17 protein-coding genes, 1 tRNA gene and 1 other RNA gene are annotated in these 22859 nt (G+C 34.2%); 15 read left to right on the top strand and 4 right to left on the bottom strand.

Going from position 1 to position 22859, the window contains the following annotated elements; all coding sequences use genetic code 11:
* Positions 1–280 precede the first annotated feature (280 nt).
* Both CD032_RS02275 and CD032_RS02270 read left to right on the top strand, forming a co-directional pair.
* Positions 281–1060, top strand: a complete 780-nt coding sequence (locus CD032_RS02275; RefSeq protein ID WP_019467866.1) for an arylamine N-acetyltransferase family protein — start codon at positions 281–283, stop codon at positions 1058–1060.
* A 161-nt stretch (positions 1061–1221) separates the two neighbouring features.
* Positions 1222–2187 (top strand): LysM peptidoglycan-binding domain-containing protein, encoded by a 966-nt coding sequence (locus CD032_RS02270; RefSeq protein WP_103211143.1) that lies wholly within the window; start codon positions 1222–1224, stop codon positions 2185–2187.
* A gap of 123 nt (positions 2188–2310) precedes the next feature.
* Here the strand turns inward: CD032_RS02270 and CD032_RS02265 are convergent, their stop codons facing one another.
* Positions 2311–2580 carry a hypothetical protein gene (locus CD032_RS02265; protein WP_019467864.1) on the bottom strand — a complete coding sequence of 90 codons (270 nt, stop codon included), beginning with the start codon at positions 2578–2580 and terminating at the stop codon, positions 2311–2313.
* Positions 2581–2746: 166 nt separating this feature from the next.
* Here CD032_RS02265 and CD032_RS02260 point away from each other — a divergent pair, with 166 nt between their 5' ends.
* The gene (locus CD032_RS02260) at positions 2747–3616 is read left to right on the top strand and encodes a GNAT family N-acetyltransferase (RefSeq protein WP_019467863.1); all 870 of its coding nucleotides are present in this window, start codon (positions 2747–2749) and stop codon (positions 3614–3616) included.
* A gap of 740 nt (positions 3617–4356) precedes the next feature.
* Positions 4357–4977 (top strand): hypothetical protein, encoded by a 621-nt coding sequence (locus CD032_RS02255; RefSeq protein ID WP_019467862.1) that lies wholly within the window; start codon positions 4357–4359, stop codon positions 4975–4977.
* Between the two features lie 191 nt (positions 4978–5168).
* On the opposite strand, the gene CD032_RS02250 is transcribed toward CD032_RS02255, so the two are convergent.
* The 3 genes from CD032_RS02250 to gltC form a co-directional block, all read right to left on the bottom strand.
* Complete coding sequence (locus CD032_RS02250; protein ID WP_019467861.1) at positions 5169–5957, bottom strand: YibE/F family protein; 789 nt, start codon at positions 5955–5957, stop codon at positions 5169–5171.
* On the bottom strand, positions 5954–7066 hold the full coding sequence (locus CD032_RS02245) for a YibE/F family protein (RefSeq protein WP_019467860.1): 1113 nt from the start codon (positions 7064–7066) through the stop codon (positions 5954–5956). The genes CD032_RS02250 and CD032_RS02245 overlap by 4 nt, the downstream gene beginning before the upstream one ends.
* A gap of 81 nt (positions 7067–7147) precedes the next feature.
* The gene (gltC, locus tag CD032_RS02240) at positions 7148–8035 is read right to left on the bottom strand and encodes a glutamate biosynthesis transcriptional regulator GltC (protein WP_019467859.1); all 888 of its coding nucleotides are present in this window, start codon (positions 8033–8035) and stop codon (positions 7148–7150) included.
* A gap of 141 nt (positions 8036–8176) precedes the next feature.
* Here gltC and gltB point away from each other — a divergent pair, with 141 nt between their 5' ends.
* From gltB to recR, 11 genes are all read left to right on the top strand, one after another.
* Positions 8177–12676: a glutamate synthase large subunit gene (gltB, locus tag CD032_RS02235; protein ID WP_103211142.1), complete on the top strand. Its 4500-nt coding sequence runs from the start codon at positions 8177–8179 to the stop codon at positions 12674–12676.
* Positions 12677–12694: 18 nt separating this feature from the next.
* Positions 12695–14158 (top strand): glutamate synthase subunit beta, encoded by a 1464-nt coding sequence (locus CD032_RS02230; RefSeq protein WP_019467858.1) that lies wholly within the window; start codon positions 12695–12697, stop codon positions 14156–14158.
* Between the two features lie 60 nt (positions 14159–14218).
* Positions 14219–14311 (top strand) — tRNA-Ser (locus CD032_RS02225).
* 340 nt (positions 14312–14651) lie between these two features.
* Entirely contained in the window at positions 14652–16079 is a 1428-nt protein-coding gene (gene treP / locus CD032_RS02220) for a PTS system trehalose-specific EIIBC component (RefSeq protein ID WP_019467666.1), read from the top strand.
* Positions 16080–16167: 88 nt separating this feature from the next.
* Positions 16168–17802 (top strand): alpha,alpha-phosphotrehalase, encoded by a 1635-nt coding sequence (gene treC, locus CD032_RS02215; RefSeq protein ID WP_103211141.1) that lies wholly within the window; start codon positions 16168–16170, stop codon positions 17800–17802.
* Positions 17803–17832: 30 nt separating this feature from the next.
* Positions 17833–18558, top strand: coding sequence for a trehalose operon repressor (gene treR, locus CD032_RS02210; protein ID WP_019467668.1), 726 nt, complete (start codon positions 17833–17835; stop codon positions 18556–18558).
* 71 nt (positions 18559–18629) lie between these two features.
* An RNA gene (ffs, locus tag CD032_RS02205) (signal recognition particle sRNA large type) lies at positions 18630–18899 on the top strand.
* 181 nt (positions 18900–19080) lie between these two features.
* Entirely contained in the window at positions 19081–19611 is a 531-nt protein-coding gene (locus CD032_RS02200) for a GNAT family N-acetyltransferase (RefSeq protein ID WP_019467669.1), read from the top strand.
* Positions 19612–19670: 59 nt separating this feature from the next.
* Positions 19671–21380, top strand: a complete 1710-nt coding sequence (gene dnaX, locus CD032_RS02195) for a DNA polymerase III subunit gamma/tau (protein WP_040029844.1) — start codon at positions 19671–19673, stop codon at positions 21378–21380.
* Between the two features lie 89 nt (positions 21381–21469).
* The gene (locus CD032_RS02190; RefSeq protein WP_026034724.1) at positions 21470–21787 is read left to right on the top strand and encodes a YbaB/EbfC family nucleoid-associated protein; all 318 of its coding nucleotides are present in this window, start codon (positions 21470–21472) and stop codon (positions 21785–21787) included.
* A gap of 4 nt (positions 21788–21791) precedes the next feature.
* Positions 21792–22388 (top strand): recombination mediator RecR, encoded by a 597-nt coding sequence (gene recR, locus CD032_RS02185; protein ID WP_019467672.1) that lies wholly within the window; start codon positions 21792–21794, stop codon positions 22386–22388.
* Positions 22389–22859 lie beyond the last annotated feature (471 nt).

Raw genomic sequence — 22859 nt, 5'->3', positions numbered from 1 at the left:
TCTATTTATTTAATTGATGTCAATATCAAAAGATTGTCTATAATCATTATTACCCCTTATCATATAAATTAACAAAACATTTTAAGAAAGTCTTACATAACTTGGAATAATTATATTTTTACTGTTAAAAGTGAATGAGGTTGATCAGTTATAAGTAGTTAATGCTTTTAATGAAATTAAAATGCTGAATTATATAAAAGTTTATCACTGGTAATTGAGTTAATGCATCATCACGCGTATAGGTCTTATTCTACGGCTATTGAGAATTGGAGGGAATTGTATGACTGATTTTAACGTACTAGAAAAGTATTTAGGTATAGATACACATACATATCATGACAATCTTTTAGAAACATTGAACTATTATATTGAAAGGTATGTATTGAACGTTCCGTTTGAAAATATTAATGTGCAGAATGGACAACCTATTGCTTTAGATAATCCATCAATGATAGATAAAATTGTAAACGAACATAGAGGGGGCTATTGTTATGAACAAAACAGATTATTTTGCGCATTTTTAACAAGTAAAGGATATAATGTGTATATGGTTTCTGCGACAATTTATAATGGCTCAGGTTGGGCCATGGAAGGGTCACATATGGCATTAATCGTTACATTGAATCAGAAAAAATACTTAGTTGATGTCGGTTATGCGGATATACCTAAAGCAGCCATGCCAATCACAAATGATGAGGAAATTGTTTATGATGTAAATAGTGAGTTTAAAGTAAGCAAAGTAAGTGACCACACATTTGAAATGAAGAAGAAAGTTGATCATAAATGGCAGACGCAATATCAATTTGAGGATGAACCTAAGGTATTGGCAGATTTTGAACAAGGCATAGCATTTAATCAAAATAATGAAGCGTCTATTTTTGTTCAACAACTTTTAATTAGTAAAGCAACGACTTTCGGTAGAGTAACGATGTCGAATAATCATTTGACAATTACGGATCATGGTCAAAAAGAAAAGAAAAATATAACATCTGGAAACTATAAATACTTTTTGTATCGTTATTTTGGTATTAAAGATATAAATATAAAAACTTTTGACTGAAATATATAGTATTCAACGTTATGTTTCATTGAAATAACAAAAGGTTTACTTTGTAATAATAATGTCATATAAATTATATACAAAAGTATTAAATTAAATTGTATAATAGTAAGCGTGATGGAAACGAAATGTATCGGATTTATATTGGGAGGTTTACATAAGTGCATAAAAAAATAATAGCAACTGTAATTGGGACAAGTGCGCTAGCAGCTATTAATTCTGCAAATGCAGATGCAGCTACAACTTATAAAGTCAAAAGTGGCGATTCTCTTTGGTCAATAGCGAATAAATATAATATTTCAATAGCAAAATTGAAATCATTAAACAATTTAACATCGAATGTGATTTTTCCAAATCAAACATTGAAAGTATCAGGGACTACAAGTTCAAGAACTTCAACAAGCAGCTCAAGTGCGACAACGTATACAGTGAAATCGGGTGACTCATTGTCATCAATTGCAGCTAAGCATGGGACGACATACCAAAAAATTATGAGTTTAAATGGACTCTCTAATTTTACAATTTATCCAGGACAGAAATTAAAAGTATCTGGCTCAATTTCAACAGGTGGTTCTACTCCATCTGGTAATACAACTACATATACAGTGAAGTCAGGCGATTCATTATCTGCGATTGCAGCTAAATATGGTACGACATATCAAAAAATCATGAGCTTGAATGGTCTTAAAAACTTCAATATTTATCCAGGGCAAAAATTAAAAATATCTGGTACAGCATCATCAGGTGGCTCAACAGGATCAACGGGTTCAACTGGTTATAAAACGCCAGTATTTAACCATTCAAATTTGTATGACTGGGGTCAGTGTACATGGCATGTCTTTAATAAGCGTGCTCAAATTGGTAAAGGTATTAGTACTTATTGGTGGAATGCTAATAATTGGGATAACGCTGCACCAGGAGATGGATACACAGTAGATCATAGGGCGACTGTAGGATCAATACTACAAAGTGACCTTGGATATTATGGACACGTAGCATTTGTGGAATCTGTAAATTCAAATGGTAGCATTACTGTTTCTGAAATGAACTACAGTGCTTCGCCTGGAATCGCAACATATAGAACGATTCCGGCATCTCAAGTGAGTTCATATAAATATATTCATTAAGGGTATCTAAGACAAAAATATCTTTGACTAACGCATAAACGTCAATTTCTATTAAATCATATAGAAATTGACGTTTATTTTGCTTTTATGAAATTTTATAGCGCGTTGCTAGTCGTTTCGTGTTTATGGTTCTTGGCGTAATGATTTTATACGCTTGGCAGTTGAGAACAATGTACTTGCCAAAGTGAATGTTGAAAATATTTTAGCAAACTTTTTTGGTGATTTTAAGGCAGTGTAGAAATCTAAGACTGCCCCCACACTTGTAATAGCCATACTCGTGTAAAGTAACTTTTTATTTTTTGATTGATATGCATACCAATTAAAACCTTCTACGGCAATGCCTATGAAGTTAATTGTATTTGAAATGCGATTAATTTTTGTTTTTTTAGCCATGAATGAAATCCTCCATTTTATAAAATACGCTTTATTATTATAACATTAAATAGATTAAACTTTATTGTGAGAGATAAAAAACAAAATGTGTTCAAGGAATGGAATATGATAACATAAGCGTTGAAAGTATAAAAATAGTTTGTTTTGGGGAGTGGAGATGATAGTTATGATTAAATGTGTATGCTTGGTAGTCGAATTAGACGACAAATTATTATTGGTACAAGCTAGAAACAGAAAAAAATACTATTTTCCTGGTGGGAAAATAGATCAGGGAGAGTCTCTAAAACAAGCCTTGCGAAGAGAACTACAAGAAGAATTACAACTGGATATTTCGGAACAAAATTTTAACTATTTAGGTACTATTGTTGGAGATGCTTATCCTCAAAAAAATACTAAGACGGAGTTGAATTGTTTTTCAACGTCTTTAGATATAGATTGGTCATCGGTTAAACCAGCACAAGAAATTACTGATATAAAATGGATCTCAAAAAATGAAACAGAAAAAATTGCGCCTGCTGTGCTTACATGGATTAAATATGCTAAACAAAAAATCGAGTCATCTAAAGCAGTGAAATCAAGACCATATCATGTATCGCTATATGCTGATTTAGTGAATTTTACGCTGTCGGCAGAGGACCGGGAATTCACCAAAACACCTTTAGAGAATATTGATTTGGCAAATCGAGATCAAGAACGTCACTCTACATTAGTGTATGATGACAAGGGGCAATGTGTGGGCTTTTTCACGTTACATGAAGGTGACGGAGTCAAACCTTATTCTGCAAACGCAAACGCAATATTTTTCAGATCTTTTAGTGTAGATAGTCACTATAGAGGATTCGGTTTTGGTAAAAAAGTGATGCGTGTTTTACCTCAATATGTCAAACAGTATTATCCCACAATTAATGAAATTTATTTAGCGGTTAATACAGATAATCATTTGGCAAGAGAACTTTATATTCAAAGTGATTATGAAATTGTAGGTGAAACGTTATTAGAAAATAAACCTGTATACATAATGAAACAAAGTTGTTGAAATCATTGATTGGCGTCGTTAAAACTAACAAAGTTTGTTAGTTTTAACGACGCTTTTTTGTAGTAAGTGAACTTGCTGAAAGTGGTTGTGTAATAGAAGTATCAGCTGAAAATAAGTATAAGTATAAATAAAGTAAATATAATAAAAATCGATAATATTAAAAGGAAACCAAAAATATATTAGAATTATTTAAATTCAAATGAATCAATTATGTTTGTTTAAATATGAAAATCTGTTATGGTTGGATATTAAATGTTAAATATATAAATAATAAAAAATTAAGGATATGATTATTTTGAATGTATAAGTTATTAAACTGAATTGTTAATGCATTGATTGGATTGAATAGGCAATGAGGATGTAAATTTTATTTGAACCATTGATGTGCAGTTTGGTTTATGAAAAATAATTTTAAAATCGTTAAGAATGGCTTTTGCAAGTGCTTCGCATATGAGATTGTACGTAGAGCATAATAGATATTATGGTTAAAAATATTTTATTAATGTTGTCTGCTGTAATGTGATTGGATGATACTTTGTAAGAGTTTGTTTTTTGAAACTTTACCATGCCACAAATAGTAGAATTATTTCATTTTTAATAATTATTGACCTTAAGTTGAAAAATAAATATCAGCTTTGGCACTTCACATTTGATGTGGGGTGTTTTTCTATGTATGTCAGAAGTAACAATTGCGATAGCCAACTATTATGATGAATAACAATTTAGTAGGAGGTTCATCCATGCTTACAAAGCGTAACAGTATGAGTCCGTTTAATATTATTTGTAAAAGTTTTTATGAGGAAATAAAGCCTTTTACGTATCAAAGGTTAGTAGATTTTGGGGAATGTTATTACTATTTGAAAGGTACGTCATTAGACTATGTTTCAACAAGTGTGATTACGAGATATGAGAATGAAAATCACCATACATTTAAATCTAGATTTGACCATTTTGGTGAAACTGAAAAGGTGTGTATTGAAAAATTAGAAGTTGCACCTCCTTTCGAAAACAAAGGTATTATGACGATTATGTTTTGCGACATAATGTTAGCGTTATTAACGAGAAGTTTAGCGAATGAAAACCATATAGAAATTAAATTTATAAATACTTCAGATTTAATTAAAGATGGGGAAATCGTGAATGTGTATCATAGTGTGATGCCTAAATACGAATTATCCCTAGCGCAACCTAGTAGTTCGAGAATTGCTTTGGAGGGTAGACGTACTAAAGCTAATATTGATTTTTATCAAGATGTTTATTATATATTCCCACTAAAAACGCGAGAAGAGGATATCACATATTATAAAAAATTACGAGAACGTAAAATGCAATTATTAAATGAAAAATTGCAAGAACTTTAAATGATTTAGCTTAGTTGAAAAAACGGCTGGCAACTTAAATGCACAAATAAAAACTGAAAAATTTGTGCCATTGTAAGATAGTAAAAAGTTTTAATTTTAAAAATTAGTATGTAGTCATATTATATAATCATACAAATATAAGAAGGGGGTGGGAGATATTTAATGATGACGTCCCACTTCCTTTTTATATTTTAATGTGAAGATTGATGCGAATGTTTTGAGTGACGCTCTTTTTGATATTTAATTAATAGTGCTGTTATCCATGCAGTAATCGGGATGCTAATTGCAACAGCGATGCCGCCTAGTAGGATGGATATAAATTCTTGTGCAAAGATTTTAGAATTGATGATATGTCCAAAAGAATAATTTAACCTAAAAAACCAAAAGAATAATGTCAATTGTCCTCCGAAATAGGCTAGATAAATTGTGTTTGCCGAAGTAGCTAAAATTTCACGTCCTACACGCATACCAGATTGAAATAATGCTTTGCTTGTTAAGTTTGAGTTGGTTTCGTATAACTCGTACATTGGAGAACTGATTGTGATTGCTAAATCAATAACCGCAGCTATGACTGCAAGTACTACGGTAAACACCATGAATTTCACCATATCAATGCCGATATTCATAGAAAAAATATACGTTTCATCTTGTTGTTCGGTTGTAAAACCTTGTAAATGTCCGATGGATACTGATAAATAAATACCAATAATTAAACACAAAGTAGTAATGACTGTTGCACAAAATGCTGCTTTTGTTTTTGTATTGTAACTATTTAAAACAAATAAATTACATGCTGCAATAACGATGCAAAATATAAGTGTTACGAGATAAATAGGCGCACCGAGCATAATTATAATGACAGTGATTAATAATATTACAAAATTCAAAAACAGTGTTAAATATGAGATGATACCTTTTTTTCCTCCGAATATTGCGATTAATAAGAAAAGTACAAGACCTAAGATTGTTATGACACTCACTGGTTAACACCTCGCATTTTAAACCATAATTGCATTAATAAAATTGTGATTGGAATCGTTAAAACTATACCAATACCACCAGTAATTGCCCGGGAAATTTCTAATGACCAATTCATGGAAATGGTATAGGTTACTGTATTTGCATTTTTAAGATAAATAAGAAACATCGGAAGACTACCAGATAAATATGAAAATAATAAGATGTTTGTCATTGTCCCCATAATATCTTGACCAATATGACGCCCTGCAAGCGCCCATCGAGTCATACTTATATTAGGTGTTCTGCGTAATATTTCTGCCATACCACTTGCTATAGTGATAGCTACATCCATGACAGCACCAAGTGTTCCAATCATAACAGAAGCAAGGAAAACATCCTTAGGAGGCAAAGTTAAGAAACTCATTGTTTCAAATTTTAAGCCTGCACCGTCTGTTAACGTAATCACTAATTGGGTGGCGCCAACACAAATAAAAGTGCCTAATAGTGTGCTTGCTATTGTAATTGACGTTCGCCATCGCCAACCGGTAACTAAGAGCAAAGTAAACACGGTGGTAAAAATGACACCGATACTCATAAGTGCAAATAAATTTAAATCAGGAAATTTATTATGTAAATAGATAGCTAAAAGCACAACAATTGTATTGAAAACTAAAGAAAGAATTGATTGTAAACCGATTTTCCGTCCTACTAATAAAACAGTTAATAAAAATATTCCAGTTATCATAACGACGAGGCTATCTCGTTTTTTTTCTATGATATAAGCATCGTCTAGATGTTTGCCAATGTGTAACAACACTTTGTTATGTTTTGAGAATGCCTCACTATCAGCTTGTGATGCTATGTAATGATAAGGAATCTTCGTCGATTGTCCCTCAAATTTCCCGTTTAAAATTTTAAGTGTTAGGGTTTGGTTATATTTAGTATCTTTATTGTGGTTATCATCTGTAACATGTGATGTGGATTTATTTTCGATCTTTGTAATTTGACCGATTGGTGTATCGTAAAATCTGGCATTGAAAAATGTGAAAATAAATACAGCCGCAAATAAGATGACAAATATCAAGATGACCCAATCAAAAGGGCGTTTAAATAACGTTTTAAAAGGCATTATTTTGTTTCAGTCCTCCCTATATAGACAATGCGATTATACGCTCCTAGCGATTTGAATTCAAAAGTTTTATGCATGTGATTAATGATAAGTCGTGCTTCTACTTAATAATTTATCAATCATTTCTAATAAATATTGTAAATCATGTTTTCGATTGTCTAGCCGAACAACTTGGCAAATGGTTCTTTTCAATGCTGTATGTTCTAATGATACTTCTCGCCACTTTTGCGGATTTTTTGAAAGTAAATGATAAGAAGCTGTGACGATGTAGCCACGCCCTTTACTTAAGATATATTCAGCCAGCTGAGGATGCGTAATCGTTTGTATAGGTGTTTTGGTTGTTTTTACTAATGTTTGTCTAATCTTGGTTGGTAATGGATATAATTCGTAAATAGATTTATTCGAAAATTGTACTAAAGGTGGGTTCGTAGCCATTGTGATTGGATCATCTTTAGGTGCATAGACATGGAATGTTTCTTCAAATAAAGGGCTTACCTTTAAAGAACGGTGCTGTTTGAATTCATCTGACATAGCAGTAAAAGCAATATCAATTTTATCTGTGAGCAAAGCTGAAAAAATATCTTCTTCTTCCATTAAAATAGGTTGAATGATAGATGTACTTTCATTTTCAAAGGATTGCATTAATAATGTGAGTACCTGTGTTATATAACTTTCAACATAACCAACACGTATAATATAATGCTCTGTTTCAGATTGGTTATGAAATAAACGAACTGTGTTATCAAGTTGTTCGATAATCTTTGTTGCTTCAGAAAATAATTGTTGTCCTTCTTCGGTAATGTGTATGTTGCGTCCTTCTCTGTTAAATAACGTCACTTGTAATTCCTTTTCTAATAGTGTGATTTGCCTACTGATAGCAGATTGAGCAATGTTAAGTTCTAGAGCAGCGTCTGATAAATGTTCTCTTTTTGCAACTTCTATAAAATATTTCAATTGTTTAATTTCCATATGACCATTCCCAACATATTAATATTATTCGAATTATTAGAATAATATCATCTATTTTATATATTGAATAGATTAATGTATTACTATATAGTTTACTATACTTATTCAATATTCAGAATTTTCGAAAAAGAGGTGAGGGTTATGTTCGAATATGGTAAGCAATTAGGATTATATGATAGTCGTGAAGAGCATGATGCATGTGGTATTGGATTTTATGCCAATATGAATAATGAGAGATCACACGATATCGTTGAAAAATCACTGGAAATGCTACGTAGGTTAGATCACCGTGGAGGAATTGGTGCAGATGGCATGACAGGTGATGGTGCCGGTATTATGACAGAAATTCCTTTTGATTATTTTTCTAAACAAACAGATTTTGAATTACCGGAAGAAGGTCATTTTGCAGTAGGTATGTTTTTTTCGAACGTGAAGATAAAAAATTCAGAGCATGAAGCAACGTTCAATCGTTATTTTGAAAGCGAAGGATTAAATGTTATTGGTTATAGAGATGTGCCAGTAGATGTCGATGCCATTGCCGAACATGTAGCCCAAACGATGCCATATATACAACAGGTATTCATCGCATTAAATGATGATACTCACATAGAAAAAGCGCTATTTTTAGCACGTAAACAAATTGAATTATATGCTAAAAAACAGCAAGTAGATTTATATTTCACAAGTTTATCTCATAAAACAATCGTCTATAAAGGATGGTTGCGTTCTGATCAAATTAAGAAGTTATTTCAAGATTTAAATGATGAACGCTATATATCAAAGTTAGGACTTGTGCATTCTCGTTTTAGTACAAATACATTTCCGAGTTGGAAGCGTGCGCACCCTAATAGATTATTAATGCATAATGGGGAGATTAATACTATTAAGGGTAATGTTAATTGGATGCGTGCAAGACAAAATGATTTGATTGAAACCATTTTTGGTGAAGACAAACATAAAGTAGAGGAAATTATTGATGAAGACGGTAGTGACTCTGCTATTGTTGACAACGCTTTAGAATTTTTATCTTTAGCTATGGAACCAGAGAGAGCAGCAATGTTAATGATACCAGAACCTTGGCTTTATAATACGGCGAATGACAGTAACGTCCGTGCTTTTTATGAATACTATAGTTACTTGATGGAACCTTGGGATGGTCCAACAATGATTTCATTTTGTAATGGAGATAAAATTGGCGCACTAACAGATAGAAATGGCTTGCGACCAGGACGTTATACAATCACTAAAGATAATTACATTGTTTTTTCGTCAGAAGTGGGCGTTGTAGATGTACCTGAGGAACAAGTTGCTTTTAAAGGTCAACTAAATCCAGGGAAATTATTATTAGTTGATTTTCAACAACAAAAAGTAGTTGATAATAATGAATTAAAAGCACATATCGCTGATGAATTACCATATGAAAATTGGATAAATCAATTTAAAGTAGATTTAGATTTAGACAATGTGAAAGTGATTCCATCTAATTGGGATGAAACAACTTTAGCCAGATTACAAAAGCAATTTGTTTATACAAATGAAGAAATCAACAAATACATGACAGAATTAATTGAAAGTAAGAAAGACCCGATTGGCGCAATGGGGTATGATGTTCCAATTGCTGTTTTAAATGAAAAAGATGAATCGTTATTTAATTACTTTAAACAACTTTTTGCACAAGTCACTAATCCACCGATTGATGCATATAGAGAAAAAATAGTGACAAGTGAATTGTCTTATTTAGGTTCAGAAGGTAATTTGTTAAAACCTAACGAAGATGTATTGAATAGAATTCAATTGAAAAGACCTGTGTTAACAGAGGCGCAATTAAAAGCGATTGACGATAGCAGGTTTAAAGTTAAGCATTTATCAACGTTATATCACGAAAACTTAGAAACGGCGTTAGACAATTTAGGGGAACAAGCAATTCAATCCGTGAAAGATGGCTATGAAATTATTGTATTAGATGACCGAGTACTAGTTGAAGCGCAAGGCTATGCAATGCCAATATTGCTTGCAGTAAGTCATGTACATCAATTATTAATTAGAGAAGGTTTGCGCATGCGTACAAGCATCATTGCGCTTTCTGGTGAAACGAGAGAGGTGCACCATGTAGCGTGTTTATTAGGGTATGGTGCTAATGCAGTCGTACCATATCTAGCGCAACATACAATAGAAAACTTAGTGGAGAAAGGACGCTTAAACGGAAATATTGCCGAAAACGTTCAAACATATACGGATACATTATCAGAAGGTGTCATAAAAGTTATGGCTAAAATGGGAATTTCTACCGTTCAAAGCTACCAAGGGGCTCAAATTTTTGAAGCGGTAGGTTTGTCACAAGAAGTTGTTGACCGGTATTTTACAGGGACACAAACAAAACTATCTGGTATGGATATCAACTTGATAGATAAAGAAAATAAAGCGAGACAGTCATCTGAGAGCGAGTACCTTGAATCTGGTAGTACGTTTCAATGGCGTAAACAAGGCCAACATCACGCATTTAACCCGACGTCAATCCACTTACTGCAACATGCATGTCGTTTAAATGATTATGAACAGTTCAAAACGTTTTCAAATGAAGTCAATCATCAACGTACAGATCATATTCGTCACTTAATGGAATTTAAAAACCAAGATTCAATTGATATCAATGAAGTAGAACCAACGAGTGAAATCGTAAAACGTTTTAATACAGGTGCGATGAGCTATGGTTCTATTTCTGAAGAAGCCCATCAAACACTTGCTGAAGCAATGAATCAAATGGGTGGTAAAAGTAATAGTGGTGAAGGTGGTGAAAATCCCGAACGATTTGTAGTGGATGACGAAGGTCGTAATCGTTCTAGTGCAATCAAACAAGTTGCTTCTGGAAGATTTGGAGTGACGAGTCATTATTTACAACATGCTAAAGAAATACAAATTAAGGTAGCGCAGGGGGCTAAACCTGGAGAAGGCGGACAGCTTCCTGGTTCTAAAGTTTATCCGTGGATTGCTGAAGTCAGAGGGTCTACCCCAGGTATTGGTTTGATTTCTCCACCGCCACATCATGATATTTATTCCATTGAAGACTTAGCACAATTAATTCATGATTTGAAAAATGCTAATAAAAACGCAAATATCACAGTTAAGCTTGTCTCTAAAACTGGTGTCGGAACAATTGCAGCAGGTGTAGCCAAAGCTTATGCAGATAAAATTGTGATTAGTGGATATGATGGTGGTACGGGTGCTTCTCCCAAAACAAGTATTCAACACGCAGGTGTACCTTGGGAAATTGGATTAGCGGAGACACATCAAACACTTATGATGAATAACTTGAGATCGAGAGTAATTGTAGAAACAGACGGCAAATTACTCACAGGCAAAGATGTGGCATATGCATGTGCATTAGGAGCGGAAGAATTTGGTTTTGCAACAGCGCCATTAGTCGTACTTGGATGTGTAATGATGCGGGTGTGCCATAAAGATACATGTCCGGTAGGTATTGCTACACAAAATCAAGATTTGCGCGCGCTATTTAATGGTAGAGCTGATCACGTGGTCAATTTTATGCATTTTGTTGCTGAAGAATTAAGAGAGATACTAGCCGAACTTGGTTTGCGCACTGTAGATGATTTGGTGGGGCGTACAGACTTATTAAAACGAAAAGATCATTTATCTCAACGAAGACCTAAAGCTGCATCTATGAATGTTGAAGCATTATTATATCAGCACGAAGGTGAAAGATATAAAAAAATAGCGCAAAATCACCATCTTGATGAAGGTTTTGATTTAACACAACTATTACCTGATGCTCAAGCAGCAATTGAACAACAGAAGTCATTTACTGGTAATTATGTGGTGAAAAATGAGCAACGAGATGTGGGTGTCATTACTGGTAGTATGATCACCGATATCTACGGTGCTGAAGGTTTACCTGAAGATAGTATCAATGTCAATACGGTAGGCCATGCTGGTCAAAGTTTAGCTGCTTATATACCTCAAGGTTTAACAGTACATCACACAGGTGATGCTAACGATTATGTAGGTAAGGGACTTTCTGGCGGTAAAGTGATTGTGAAGGCGCCGACGCAACAGCGAGAATCAGAAATTATAGTTGGTAATGTCTGTTTCTATGGTGCGTCTTATGGTAAAGCTTTTATTAATGGTAAAGCTGGTGAAAGATTCTGTATTAGAAATAGTGGTGTGCAAGTAGTTGTTGAAGGTATTGGTGATCATGGTCTTGAGTATATGACAGGCGGTCGCGTTATTGTGCTGGGAGATGTCGGGAAGAACTTTGGTCAAGGGATGAGTGGTGGTGTTGCATATATCTTCCCATCTGATATTGAAAAATTTAAAGAAGAACATCAATTAGACAGTTTAGACTTCGACGAAATCACTGTTGCAGCAGAAGAAAATGTTGTGAAAGAGATGCTAGAAGATCATTTGCTTTATACAAATAGTACTAAAGCAAAAACTATATTAGATAGTTTTGAAGAAATGGCTAATAAAGTAGTGAAAGTCATTCCGAAAGATTATAAATTGATGATGCAAAAAATCGAATTACAAAAGCGCGAATCTAACCAGCAAGATGAAGCGTTACTGAATGCTTTTAATGACAAGAGAACACATTTAGAACCAGCGCAACAATTAACGTCTGTGTATTAATTTGAAGGGGGACTGAGTATGGGAGAATTCAAAGGATTTATGAATTATGATAAACAACCTTTACATGAATTGTCTTTAGTAGAACGTTTGAAAGGACACGCACCCTTTCAGCAAAGGTTTACAAAAGAAGAAGCCTCGGAACAAGGTGCGAGATGCATGGATTGTGGCACACCTTTTTGTCAAACAGGTGAACCATATGGTAGAGAAACAATTGGTTGTCCCATTGGGAACTATATTCCAGAATGGAATGATTTAGTGTACCAAAAAGACTTCGAAACGGCATATAAACGCTTGAACGAAACGAATAACTTCCCTGAATTTACTGGACGTGTATGTCCGGCTCCGTGTGAACAATCGTGTGTGATGAAGATAAATAGAGAATCTGTTGCGATTAAAGGTATTGAACGTACTATTATTGATGAAGCTTTTGAAAATGGTTGGGTCAAACCAACGATTCCCAATGAGCGTAAAGCAGCATCAGTAGCAATAGTAGGAAGTGGACCAGCTGGTTTAACAGCTGCAGACGAATTAAACAAATTAGGTTATCGCATAACTGTATATGAACGTGCACATGAAGCAGGTGGATTATTAATGTATGGTATACCTAATATGAAATTAGATAAAGACGTAGTGCGACGTAGAATTAAACTAATGGAACAATCTGGCATCACTTTTATCACTGATACGGAAATAGGGATAGATGTCAGTAAAGAAAGTTTAGAGGAACAATTCGATGCCATTATTATTTGTACAGGCTCGCAAAATGCACGTGATCTACCATTAGAAGGTCGAATGGGCATGGGTATTCACTTTGCTATGGATTACTTAACAGAACAGGGCGAGTATTTAAATGGTGAAATTGAAAAGCCGTCAATATCTGCAGAAGGAAAAAACGTGATTGTCATTGGTGCTGGTGACACAGGTGCAGACTGTGTAGCGACTGCACTGAGGGAAAATTGTAAATCTATCGTTCAATTTAACAAATACACAAAACAACCTGAAGCAATTGAATTTGACGAAAATACGTATTGGCCATTAGCCATGCCTGTATTTAAAATGGATTATGCTCATAATGAATATGAGGCACGTTTTGGTTTTGAACCACGTGCATATGGTGTTCAAACAATGCGTTACGAGGTTGATCGTATTGGTAATGTAACAGGTGTTTATACACAAATACTTGAAGAAACAGAAGATGGTATGGTTGTTGTCGATGGTACAGAACGTCATTGGCCGGCTGACTTGGTATTGTTATCAATAGGATTTATTGGTACTGAAACCACTGTGCCACATGCGTTTAATATACAAACTGAGAGAAATAAAATTGTCGCAGATAACAAAAATTTCAAAACGAACCAATCAAATATTTTTGCAGCAGGCGATGCAAGAAGAGGTCAAAGTCTTGTTGTTTGGGCAATTCAAGAAGGTAGAGCAGTCGCTAATGCTGTTGACGAATACCTAACTGAAAAAACATTGGTGTAACATTCTAATTATAATTGACTTTTTTAATGGGCTATAATATTATAATTATTGTGTTCATTTGGAGGAATACCCAAGTCCGGCTGAAGGGATCGGTCTTGAAAACCGACAGGGGCTTAACGGCCCGCGGGGGTTCGAATCCCTCTTCCTCCGCCATTATCGTTAAATACCAAGACTAATAAATAATATAGTAGGCAAACGTTTATTTAATATAAAGTGTTTGTCTTTTTTGTTGTTTAAGGCCAATGATAGAAAAATAGACACGTGTTTAACATAGTTTTTATTATTGTTTGTGGCACATATCATTAAATTTATTGCTGTGATTACGCCAAACACAAAATAATATATACTTTTATTGAAAAAGGTCATCACGTAGAGATTGAAAATTAATGTCTACGTGATGACCTTTTTTAAGAAACTGAGTGAAAGCCTTTGCAAAACTTGTCTATACAAGTTATAATCTGGATAATATTAAAGTTTAAGGGAGTGAATCATCATGGCTGTTAAAAAGAAAGATGTTCAAGATATAGTCGAAGCTATTGGGGGCAGAGAAAACTTGGACACAGCAACACACTGTGTGACGCGTTTACGACTTGTTTTGAAAGATGATGATAAGGTCGATAAAGATCGACTGAGTAACAATGATTTAGTTAAGGGACAATTCAAAGCTGATAATCAATATCAAATTGTTATTGGACCAGGTACTGTTGATGAAGTTTATAAACAATTTATTGAAGAAACCGGGGTTGAAAGTGCCTCTAAAGATGATGCGAAAGCAGCGGCAGCTAAAAAAGGTAATCCTATACAAAGATTGGTTAAGTTATTGGGAGATATCTTTATACCAATTTTACCGGCAATCGTAACTGCTGGTTTACTATTGGGGATTTATAATGTATTAACAATGGAAGACTTGTTTGGGAAGCAAGCATTGGTGACACAATATCCACAATTAGGGGACTTTGCAGATATTATTAATGTTATTGCAAATACTGCCTTTATTTTCTTGCCAGCTTTAATTGGTTGGAGTAGTATGCGTGTGTTTGGTGGGAGTCAAATACTCGGTCTGGTATTAGGTCTGATTTTAATGAACCCACAACTCGCTTCACAATATGATATTGGTAAAGGTAATATTCCAGCATGGCATATCTTTGGTTTAGAAATTAAACAACTGAACTATCAAGGTCAAGTATTACCAATCTTATTAGCGTCTTATGTATTAGCGCAAATTGAAAAGTTCTTAAGTAAATATGTACATGATTCAATCAAAATGTTAGTCGTTGGTCCAGTTGCCTTATTAATCACTGGTTTCTTAGCGTTTATCGTTATAGGTCCAGTTGCCTTATGGTTAGGAACAGGAATTACAAATGGTGTGACATTTGTCTTTGAACATATCGGTTGGTTAGGTGGCGCAATTTATGGTTTCTTTTACGCACCTCTAGTTATTACAGGCTTACACCATATGTTCTTAGCGGTTGATTTCCAACTGATGGGAAGCAGTCTTGAAGGAACGTACTTGTGGCCAATCTTAGCAATTTCAAATATCTGTCAAGGTTCAGCTGCATTTGGTGCATGGTTCGTCTATAAACGACGCAAAATGGCAAAAGAACAAGGTTTGGCAATGACTTCTGGTGTCTCAGGATTCTTAGGAGTTACTGAACCAGCATTGTTTGGTGTAAACTTACCGTTGAAATATCCTTTTGTTGCAGCAATTTTAACTTCGGGTGTTATAGGCGCTATCATAGGTGCAATTGGTGTCTTAGGTAATGTTGGCGTTGGTGGTGTGCCGGCCATTATTTCTATTAAAAAAGATTTTTGGTTAATTTACGGAATAGGTACCGTTCTTGCAATGGTAGTACCAGCGATATTAACTGTTATCTTCTCGAAATTCAGTAAAGAAGAAGCAAAAGAAATAGTAGAAGAATAGTTAATTCGAATAGATAAGTACAACTAAACTCGCTAAGTTTGATTAGCGAGTTTCTTAATTTAAAATACAAAGATAAGGTGGTAATAATATGGTAGGTAATGATTGGAGAAAATCGGTAGTTTATCAAATTTATCCTAAGTCATTCAATGATACGACGGGCAATGGTGAAGGTGATTTAAATGGCATAATTGAAAAGTTAGACTATATACAATATCTAGGTGTGGATTATATTTGGTTGACACCTATTTATGAATCACCAATGAATGATAATGGTTATGATATTAGCGATTATTATAAAGTGAATGAACAATTTGGCACGATTGAAGATTTAAAAACATTGATTGCTGAAGCGCATCAACGTAATTTAAAAATAATGATGGATATCGTCATTAATCATACGTCTACAGAACATGAATGGTTTAAACAAGCATATTCAGAAAAAAGCACCCCATATAGAGACTACTATTTCTTTAGGAGGTCGGCAGATAATCAACCACCGACAAATTGGGAATCAAAGTTTGGTGGTAATGCTTGGAAATACGATGACAAAACAGATGAATATTATCTTCACTTATTTGACGTAACACAAGCAGATTTGAATTGGGATAACCCTGAAGTGCGTCGTGAACTCTATAAAGTGATTAATTATTGGATTGATTTTGGTGTAGACGGTTTTAGATTCGATGTCATTAATTTAATATCAAAAGGTGAATTTAAAAATTCAGAAAAGATAGGAAAAGAATTTTACACTGATGGACCGCGTGTGCATGAATACTTACACGAAATGAATCAACAGACATTTGGAGATAAAGATATGATGACAGTGGGCGAAATGTCTTCGACAACGATTGAAAATTGTATTCAATATACGGATCCTGAACGTCAAGAACTAAGTAGTGTATTTAACTTCCATCATCTAAAAGTAGATTATATTAATGGAGAAAAGTGGACAAACGCAAAGTTAGACTTTCATAAATTAAAAGAAATATTAATGGAATGGCAAATAGGTATTTATAACGGTGGCGGATGGAATGCTATTTTTTGGTGCAATCATGATCAACCACGTGTAGTAACACGATTCGGTGATGATTCGACGGAGGATTTACGTCAAAGTAGTGCTAAAATGCTAGCCATCGCCTTGCACATGCTTCAAGGTACACCATATATTTACCAAGGTGAAGAAATTGGTATGACAGACCCTCATTTCAATGATATCGACCAGTATAGAGATATAGAATCTCTAAATGCATATAAAAAATTAAAAGCTGAAGGTTATCCAGAAACAGAGATTCTAACAATATTAGGACAAAAATCTCGTGACAATTCTCGTACACCTGTACAGTGGACGAGCGGTGAAAATGCAGGTTTTACTTCAGGTACACCTTGGATTGATATTCCTGACAACTATAGGGAAATTAATGTTGAAGCAGCCATAGAAGACGATCAATCCATTTTGCAAACATATAGAAAATTGATAAAGCTACGTCACGAACATGATATTATAACTTATGGAAATATTGAGCCACTTTACATGGACCACGATGAATTATTTGTTTATAAGCGTCATTATAAAGATGAAACATGGTTAGTGATTGCTAACTTTTCAAAAGAAAAAGTTGAAATACCACAAGGCTTAAAAGTTGAAGGGCAAGTAATGTTACAAAATGGCTCGATAGTGAATGGTCTAATAGACGGATTTGGTGCCATCGTAGTTAGACAATAATTTAAATTAAAAGGCAGTGAGTGAAATCACATGAAACAGAAAAAATTTATTGCGATTTATGAAAATTTACGCACAGACATCATCGAATCAAAGCTACCATATGGTGCTCAGTTGCCATCAGAAAACGAATTGGTATACGATTACAATGCCTCTCGTGAAACCGTGCGCAAAGCGCTTAATCTACTTGTTAGAGACGGTATGATTCAGAAAATAAAAGGCAAAGGATCAGTGGTAATCTATCAAGGCATTACAGAATTCCCATTTGCGAATTTAACAAGTTTCAGGGAAGTTCAACAAGGATTAGGACTGAGTCATGAGACTGAAGTCAGATTATTAGAACGCATACCTGCCAGCGAAGTGCCTGAAGTAAAAAAAGCTTTGGATTTGCGGCAGAGTGAAACGCTGTGGCACATTATTCGAACGCGAAAAATTGATCATCGCGTAAAAATTATTGATGAAGATTATTTAGTAGAAAAAATTGTTCCTGATATAACAATGAACATTGCTAAAGATTCGTTGTATCATTATATAGAACAAACGCTAGAGTTAGAAATTAGCTACTCTAATAAATCTATCACCTTTGAATCATTTGGTAATTTAGAATGTGAAATATTTGGAGATGTAACGCCACCATACACTGCAACGGTCCGAGGTATCGTCCATTTAAAGGATACGACAAAGTTTCAATATAACATTTCCAAACATTTAGCCACGGAATTTAAGTTTAATGATTTTTCGAGACGTCACAAAATATAATGAAATAAGTTATAAAATAATGAATTGTATGACTTGCAATCAGTCATTACCTTATAGTATGATATATCTTGCCGTGCTAGGTGGGGAGGTAGCGGTTCCCTGTACTCGAAATCCGCTTTATGCGAGACTTAATTCCTTCGCTAAGGCTACGTTTTTGTGAAGTCTGCCCAAAGCACGTAGTGTTTGAAGATTTCGGTCCTATGCAATATGAACCCATGAACCATGTCAGGTCCTGACGGAAGCAGCATTAAGTGGATCATCGTATGTGCCGTAGGGTTGCCGAGATTTAGCTGTCGACTTTGGTTACGTTTATGATACGTATTCGAAGCGAAGGTGCGCGGTTTTAATTTTTAAATAAATACAATTAATCATATATTACGAGTGACTTATCTTTTGATAGCAGTCACTCTTTTTTTATATTAAAATAATAACGATACATTCGTTTAATTGATTGAACTGTAACGATATCATTCTGATTGTAACTGCCCAAAATTGAATTTAGTGAATATGGAGGAACGACATATGCAAATTTATTTAAGTACATTAACTGAAAATGACTATGACGCAAGTTTAGACGAAATAAAAACTGCTTTTGAAAACGTCGCAGAGTCCAACCATGATGAACAAGATTTAGTTTTGAAAATTAGAGCATCTACAGAATATAATTACGAGTTGGAAGTTGTTGCGAAGACAGATGAAGGTGATGTCATTGGGCATGCCATGCTTTCAGAAATAGAGATTGTTAACGATGAAACACGTTATACCGCGTTAGCGTTAGCACCTTTATCTGTATTGCCTGAATATAGAAGTAAAGGTATAGGCAAAGCGCTTGTTCAAGCTGTGGAAGAACGCGCAAAGGCGCAAGATTATACGACTATTATTGTACTTGGAGATCCTGAATATTATGGTATGTTAGGTTATGAAGAGGCAAGCCACTATCAAATTTATAGTCCGTTTGATGTACCATCGAAATATTTTTTGGTTAAATTCTTGTGGGAGCAACTTGCACAGCAACCAAACGGTGATGTAGTTTATCCAGAGGCGTTTAATTAATATTCAAAATATAAAACACAGTGATATAATAGTTGTTGAATGTTATTGGAGGTGTGAAGGTGAATTATCAAGCTTTATATAGAATGTTCCGGCCACAGAGTTTTGAAGATGTCGTAGGTCAGGAACATGTAACTAAAACATTGCGCAATGCAATTTCAAAAGGCAAGCAATCACATGCGTATATTTTTAGCGGGCCGAGAGGAACAGGCAAAACAAGTATCGCAAAAGTATTCGCGAAAGCTATTAATTGTCTCGAACGCTCCGATGGAGAACCCTGTAATGAATGTGCTATTTGTACAGGGATTACGCGAGGAACGAATTCAGATGTGATTGAAATAGATGCTGCTAGTAATAATGGTGTGGATGAAATTAGAAATATCAGAGATAAAGTTAAATACGCACCAAGTGAATCAAAATTCAAAGTATACATTATAGATGAAGTTCATATGTTAACAACAGGTGCTTTTAATGCATTATTGAAAACTCTAGAAGAACCACCAGCACATGCAATTTTTATATTGGCGACTACTGAACCACATAAAATACCTCCTACAATTATTTCAAGAGCGCAAAGATTTGATTTCAAAGCAATTAGTCATGATGAAATTGTAGAACGTTTGCAATTTGTAGCAGACGCTCAAGATATAGAATATGACAATGCTGCCTTAGATTTTATTGCCAAAGCTTCTGAAGGTGGTATGCGTGACGCGTTAAGTATTATGGATCAAGCAATTGCTTTTGGTGATGATCATCTTACATTGCAAGATGCGTTGAATGTAACCGGTAGCGTAGATGCTCAAGCATTGAATGATTTACTAAAAGAGGTAGTTGAAGGAGATGTAAAAACTGCATTTTCAACTTACCATCAATTTATTGCACAAGGTAAAGAAGTGAATCGTCTGATTAATGATATGATTTATTTTGTGAGAGATACCATTATGAATAAGACATCTAATATAGAAACTGAATACGATGCATTGATGCATTTTGACTTGGAAACTTTGTATAAAATGATTGATGTGATTAATGATACGCTTGTTTCAATCAGATTTAGTGTCAATCAGAGTGTGCATTTTGAAGTATTATTAGTTAAAATAGCAGAAATGATTAAAGGCGAATCAGAAAATGTGCAAACTGTTGCTACAACGAGCGTAGCCAGTGAACCTAATAATGAAGTGTTGTTACAGCGAATGGAACAGTTAGAAAATGAATTGAAAACGTTAAAATCACAAGGTGTCGTAGCTAACAATGCTAAACCGCAAGCTAAAAAAACGGCTAGTAAAGGCACGCAATCGAAAAATGCCTTTTCAATGCAACAAATCGCCAAAGTATTAGATAAAGCTAACAAAGAAGATATTAAACAGCTTAAAGACCACTGGCAAGAGGTTATAGATCATGCTAAAAGTAATGATATGAAATCATTAGTAAGCTTACTTCAAAATTCAGAACCAGTGGCAGCTAGTGAAACGCATGTACTGATTAAATTCGAAGAAGAAATACACTGTGAGATTGTAAATAAAGATGATGAAAAAAGAGAGAATATTGAGAACGTAGTATGTAATATTATAGATAAAGCAGTTAAAGTAGTAGGTGTGCCAGCAGATCAGTGGATGAGGGTAAGAACAGAATATCTTCAAAACCGTAAACAAAGTACGAGTGCAGAAGAAAATAGAACAACGACAACAGCGTCTCCTGAAGAAGTCGACGTCGTTCAAAAGGCCAAAGACTTATTTGGAGAAAATACAGTAAATGTAATTGATGAAGAGTGATACATGACAATGAATTAAAAGGCATGTATAATGAGACAAAAGATGAATTACAATCAGATGAGATTGAAGTTTTTAAGGAGGATAAATATATGCGCGGTGGCGGAAATATGCAACAAATGATGAAACAAATGCAGAAAATGCAAAAGAAAATGAACGAAGAACAAGAAAAATTAAAAGAAGAAAAAGTACAAGGTACAGCTGGCGGTGGCATGGTAACTGTCACAGTATCAGGTCATAAAGAAGTTCTCGATGTAGAAATCAAAGAAGAAGCAGTTGATCCAGATGACATTGAAATGTTACAAGACTTAGTAATTGCTGCTACTAACGAAGCGATGAATAAAGCTGATGAACTTACTCAAGAACGCTTAGGTAAGCATACACAAGGCTTAAATATTCCTGGAATGTGATTGTATGTACTATCCAGAACCAATATCCAAACTTATCGACAGTTTCATGAAACTGCCAGGCATTGGGCCAAAGACAGCTCAACGTCTGGCGTTTCATGTATTAGATATGAAAGAAGACGATGTCGTTCAATTTGCTAAAGCTTTAGTAGATGTAAAACGAGAACTTACTTATTGTAGTGAGTGTGGACATATTACTGAGCAAGATCCATGCTATATTTGCCAAGATAAACAGAGAGATCGTTCAATTATTTGTGTGGTTGAGGACGATAAAGATGTTATCGCTATGGAAAAAATGCGTGAATATAAAGGCTTGTACCATGTATTACATGGTTCTATATCTCCGATGGATGGTATAGGACCAGAAGATATTAATATTCCAAGTTTAATCAATCGCTTAAAAAATGACGAAGTAAAAGAGCTCATTTTAGCAATGAATCCTAATTTGGAAGGTGAGTCAACGGCGATGTATATATCGAGACTAGTCAAACCAATAGGTTTAACAGTAACTCGATTAGCACAAGGGCTTTCTGTTGGTGGAGATTTAGAATACGCGGATGAAGTGACATTATCAAAAGCAATTATGGGCAGAACAGAGATGTAATAAATGCTTAATTGTAAATTAAAATGAAACCAAGCTACCTTTTTTAAGGTAGCTTTAATTTTTTGAAAAGAAATTTAATAAACAGTAAAGTTTGTTTTATAGAGTTATTTAAACTATTTATCAATATCAAAAATCACAATATAAAGATAAAAACGAACGATATGAATCCATGAAAATAAAAAGGTATGTAAAATGAACGAAGATCACATTTGGTCATGAAGAAAAGTGTAAATTTTACTGTTGTTCAAAGCGTTTTAAGCGTGTATAGTATTTACTTGTCGGACGAAACAAAACGACACACATAACAATATTTCAAAACACGACTTCAAATTAATTTTAAAAAGTTCTTGACTTTCAAAGTTAAAACCTGTAGAATTAATTCTTGTGATTGAAACAAATGAACATTGAAAACTGAATTACAATATGTCAACGTTAATTCCGATTTCAACATTAAATGTTGAATCAAAACAA

Origin of the sequence: Staphylococcus cohnii subsp. cohnii (assembly GCF_002902365.1) — a bacterium.
Lineage (GTDB): Bacteria > Bacillota > Bacilli > Staphylococcales > Staphylococcaceae > Staphylococcus > Staphylococcus cohnii.
This window is presented reverse-complemented; position numbering and strand designations above follow the sequence as displayed.

What these genes read in the sequence shown, in the direction of transcription:
- CD032_RS02275 (WP_019467866.1), top strand. Translation starts at nt 281, where the DNA reads ATGACTGATTTTAACGTACTAGAAAAGTATTTAGGTATAGATACACAT.
- CD032_RS02265 (WP_019467864.1), bottom strand. Translation starts at nt 2,580, where the DNA reads ATGGCTAAAAAAACAAAAATTAATCGCATTTCAAATACAATTAACTTC.
- CD032_RS02260 (WP_019467863.1), top strand. Translation starts at nt 2,747, where the DNA reads ATGATTAAATGTGTATGCTTGGTAGTCGAATTAGACGACAAATTATTA.
- CD032_RS02255 (WP_019467862.1), top strand. Translation starts at nt 4,357, where the DNA reads ATGCTTACAAAGCGTAACAGTATGAGTCCGTTTAATATTATTTGTAAA.
- CD032_RS02245 (WP_019467860.1), bottom strand. Translation starts at nt 7,066, where the DNA reads ATGCCTTTTAAAACGTTATTTAAACGCCCTTTTGATTGGGTCATCTTG.
- gltC (WP_019467859.1), bottom strand. Translation starts at nt 8,035, where the DNA reads ATGGAAATTAAACAATTGAAATATTTTATAGAAGTTGCAAAAAGAGAA.
- gltB (WP_103211142.1), top strand. Translation starts at nt 8,177, where the DNA reads ATGTTCGAATATGGTAAGCAATTAGGATTATATGATAGTCGTGAAGAG.
- CD032_RS02230 (WP_019467858.1), top strand. Translation starts at nt 12,695, where the DNA reads ATGGGAGAATTCAAAGGATTTATGAATTATGATAAACAACCTTTACAT.
- treP (WP_019467666.1), top strand. Translation starts at nt 14,652, where the DNA reads ATGGCTGTTAAAAAGAAAGATGTTCAAGATATAGTCGAAGCTATTGGG.
- treC (WP_103211141.1), top strand. Translation starts at nt 16,168, where the DNA reads ATGGTAGGTAATGATTGGAGAAAATCGGTAGTTTATCAAATTTATCCT.
- treR (WP_019467668.1), top strand. Translation starts at nt 17,833, where the DNA reads ATGAAACAGAAAAAATTTATTGCGATTTATGAAAATTTACGCACAGAC.
- CD032_RS02200 (WP_019467669.1), top strand. Translation starts at nt 19,081, where the DNA reads ATGCAAATTTATTTAAGTACATTAACTGAAAATGACTATGACGCAAGT.
- CD032_RS02190 (WP_026034724.1), top strand. Translation starts at nt 21,470, where the DNA reads ATGCGCGGTGGCGGAAATATGCAACAAATGATGAAACAAATGCAGAAA.
- recR (WP_019467672.1), top strand. Translation starts at nt 21,792, where the DNA reads ATGTACTATCCAGAACCAATATCCAAACTTATCGACAGTTTCATGAAA.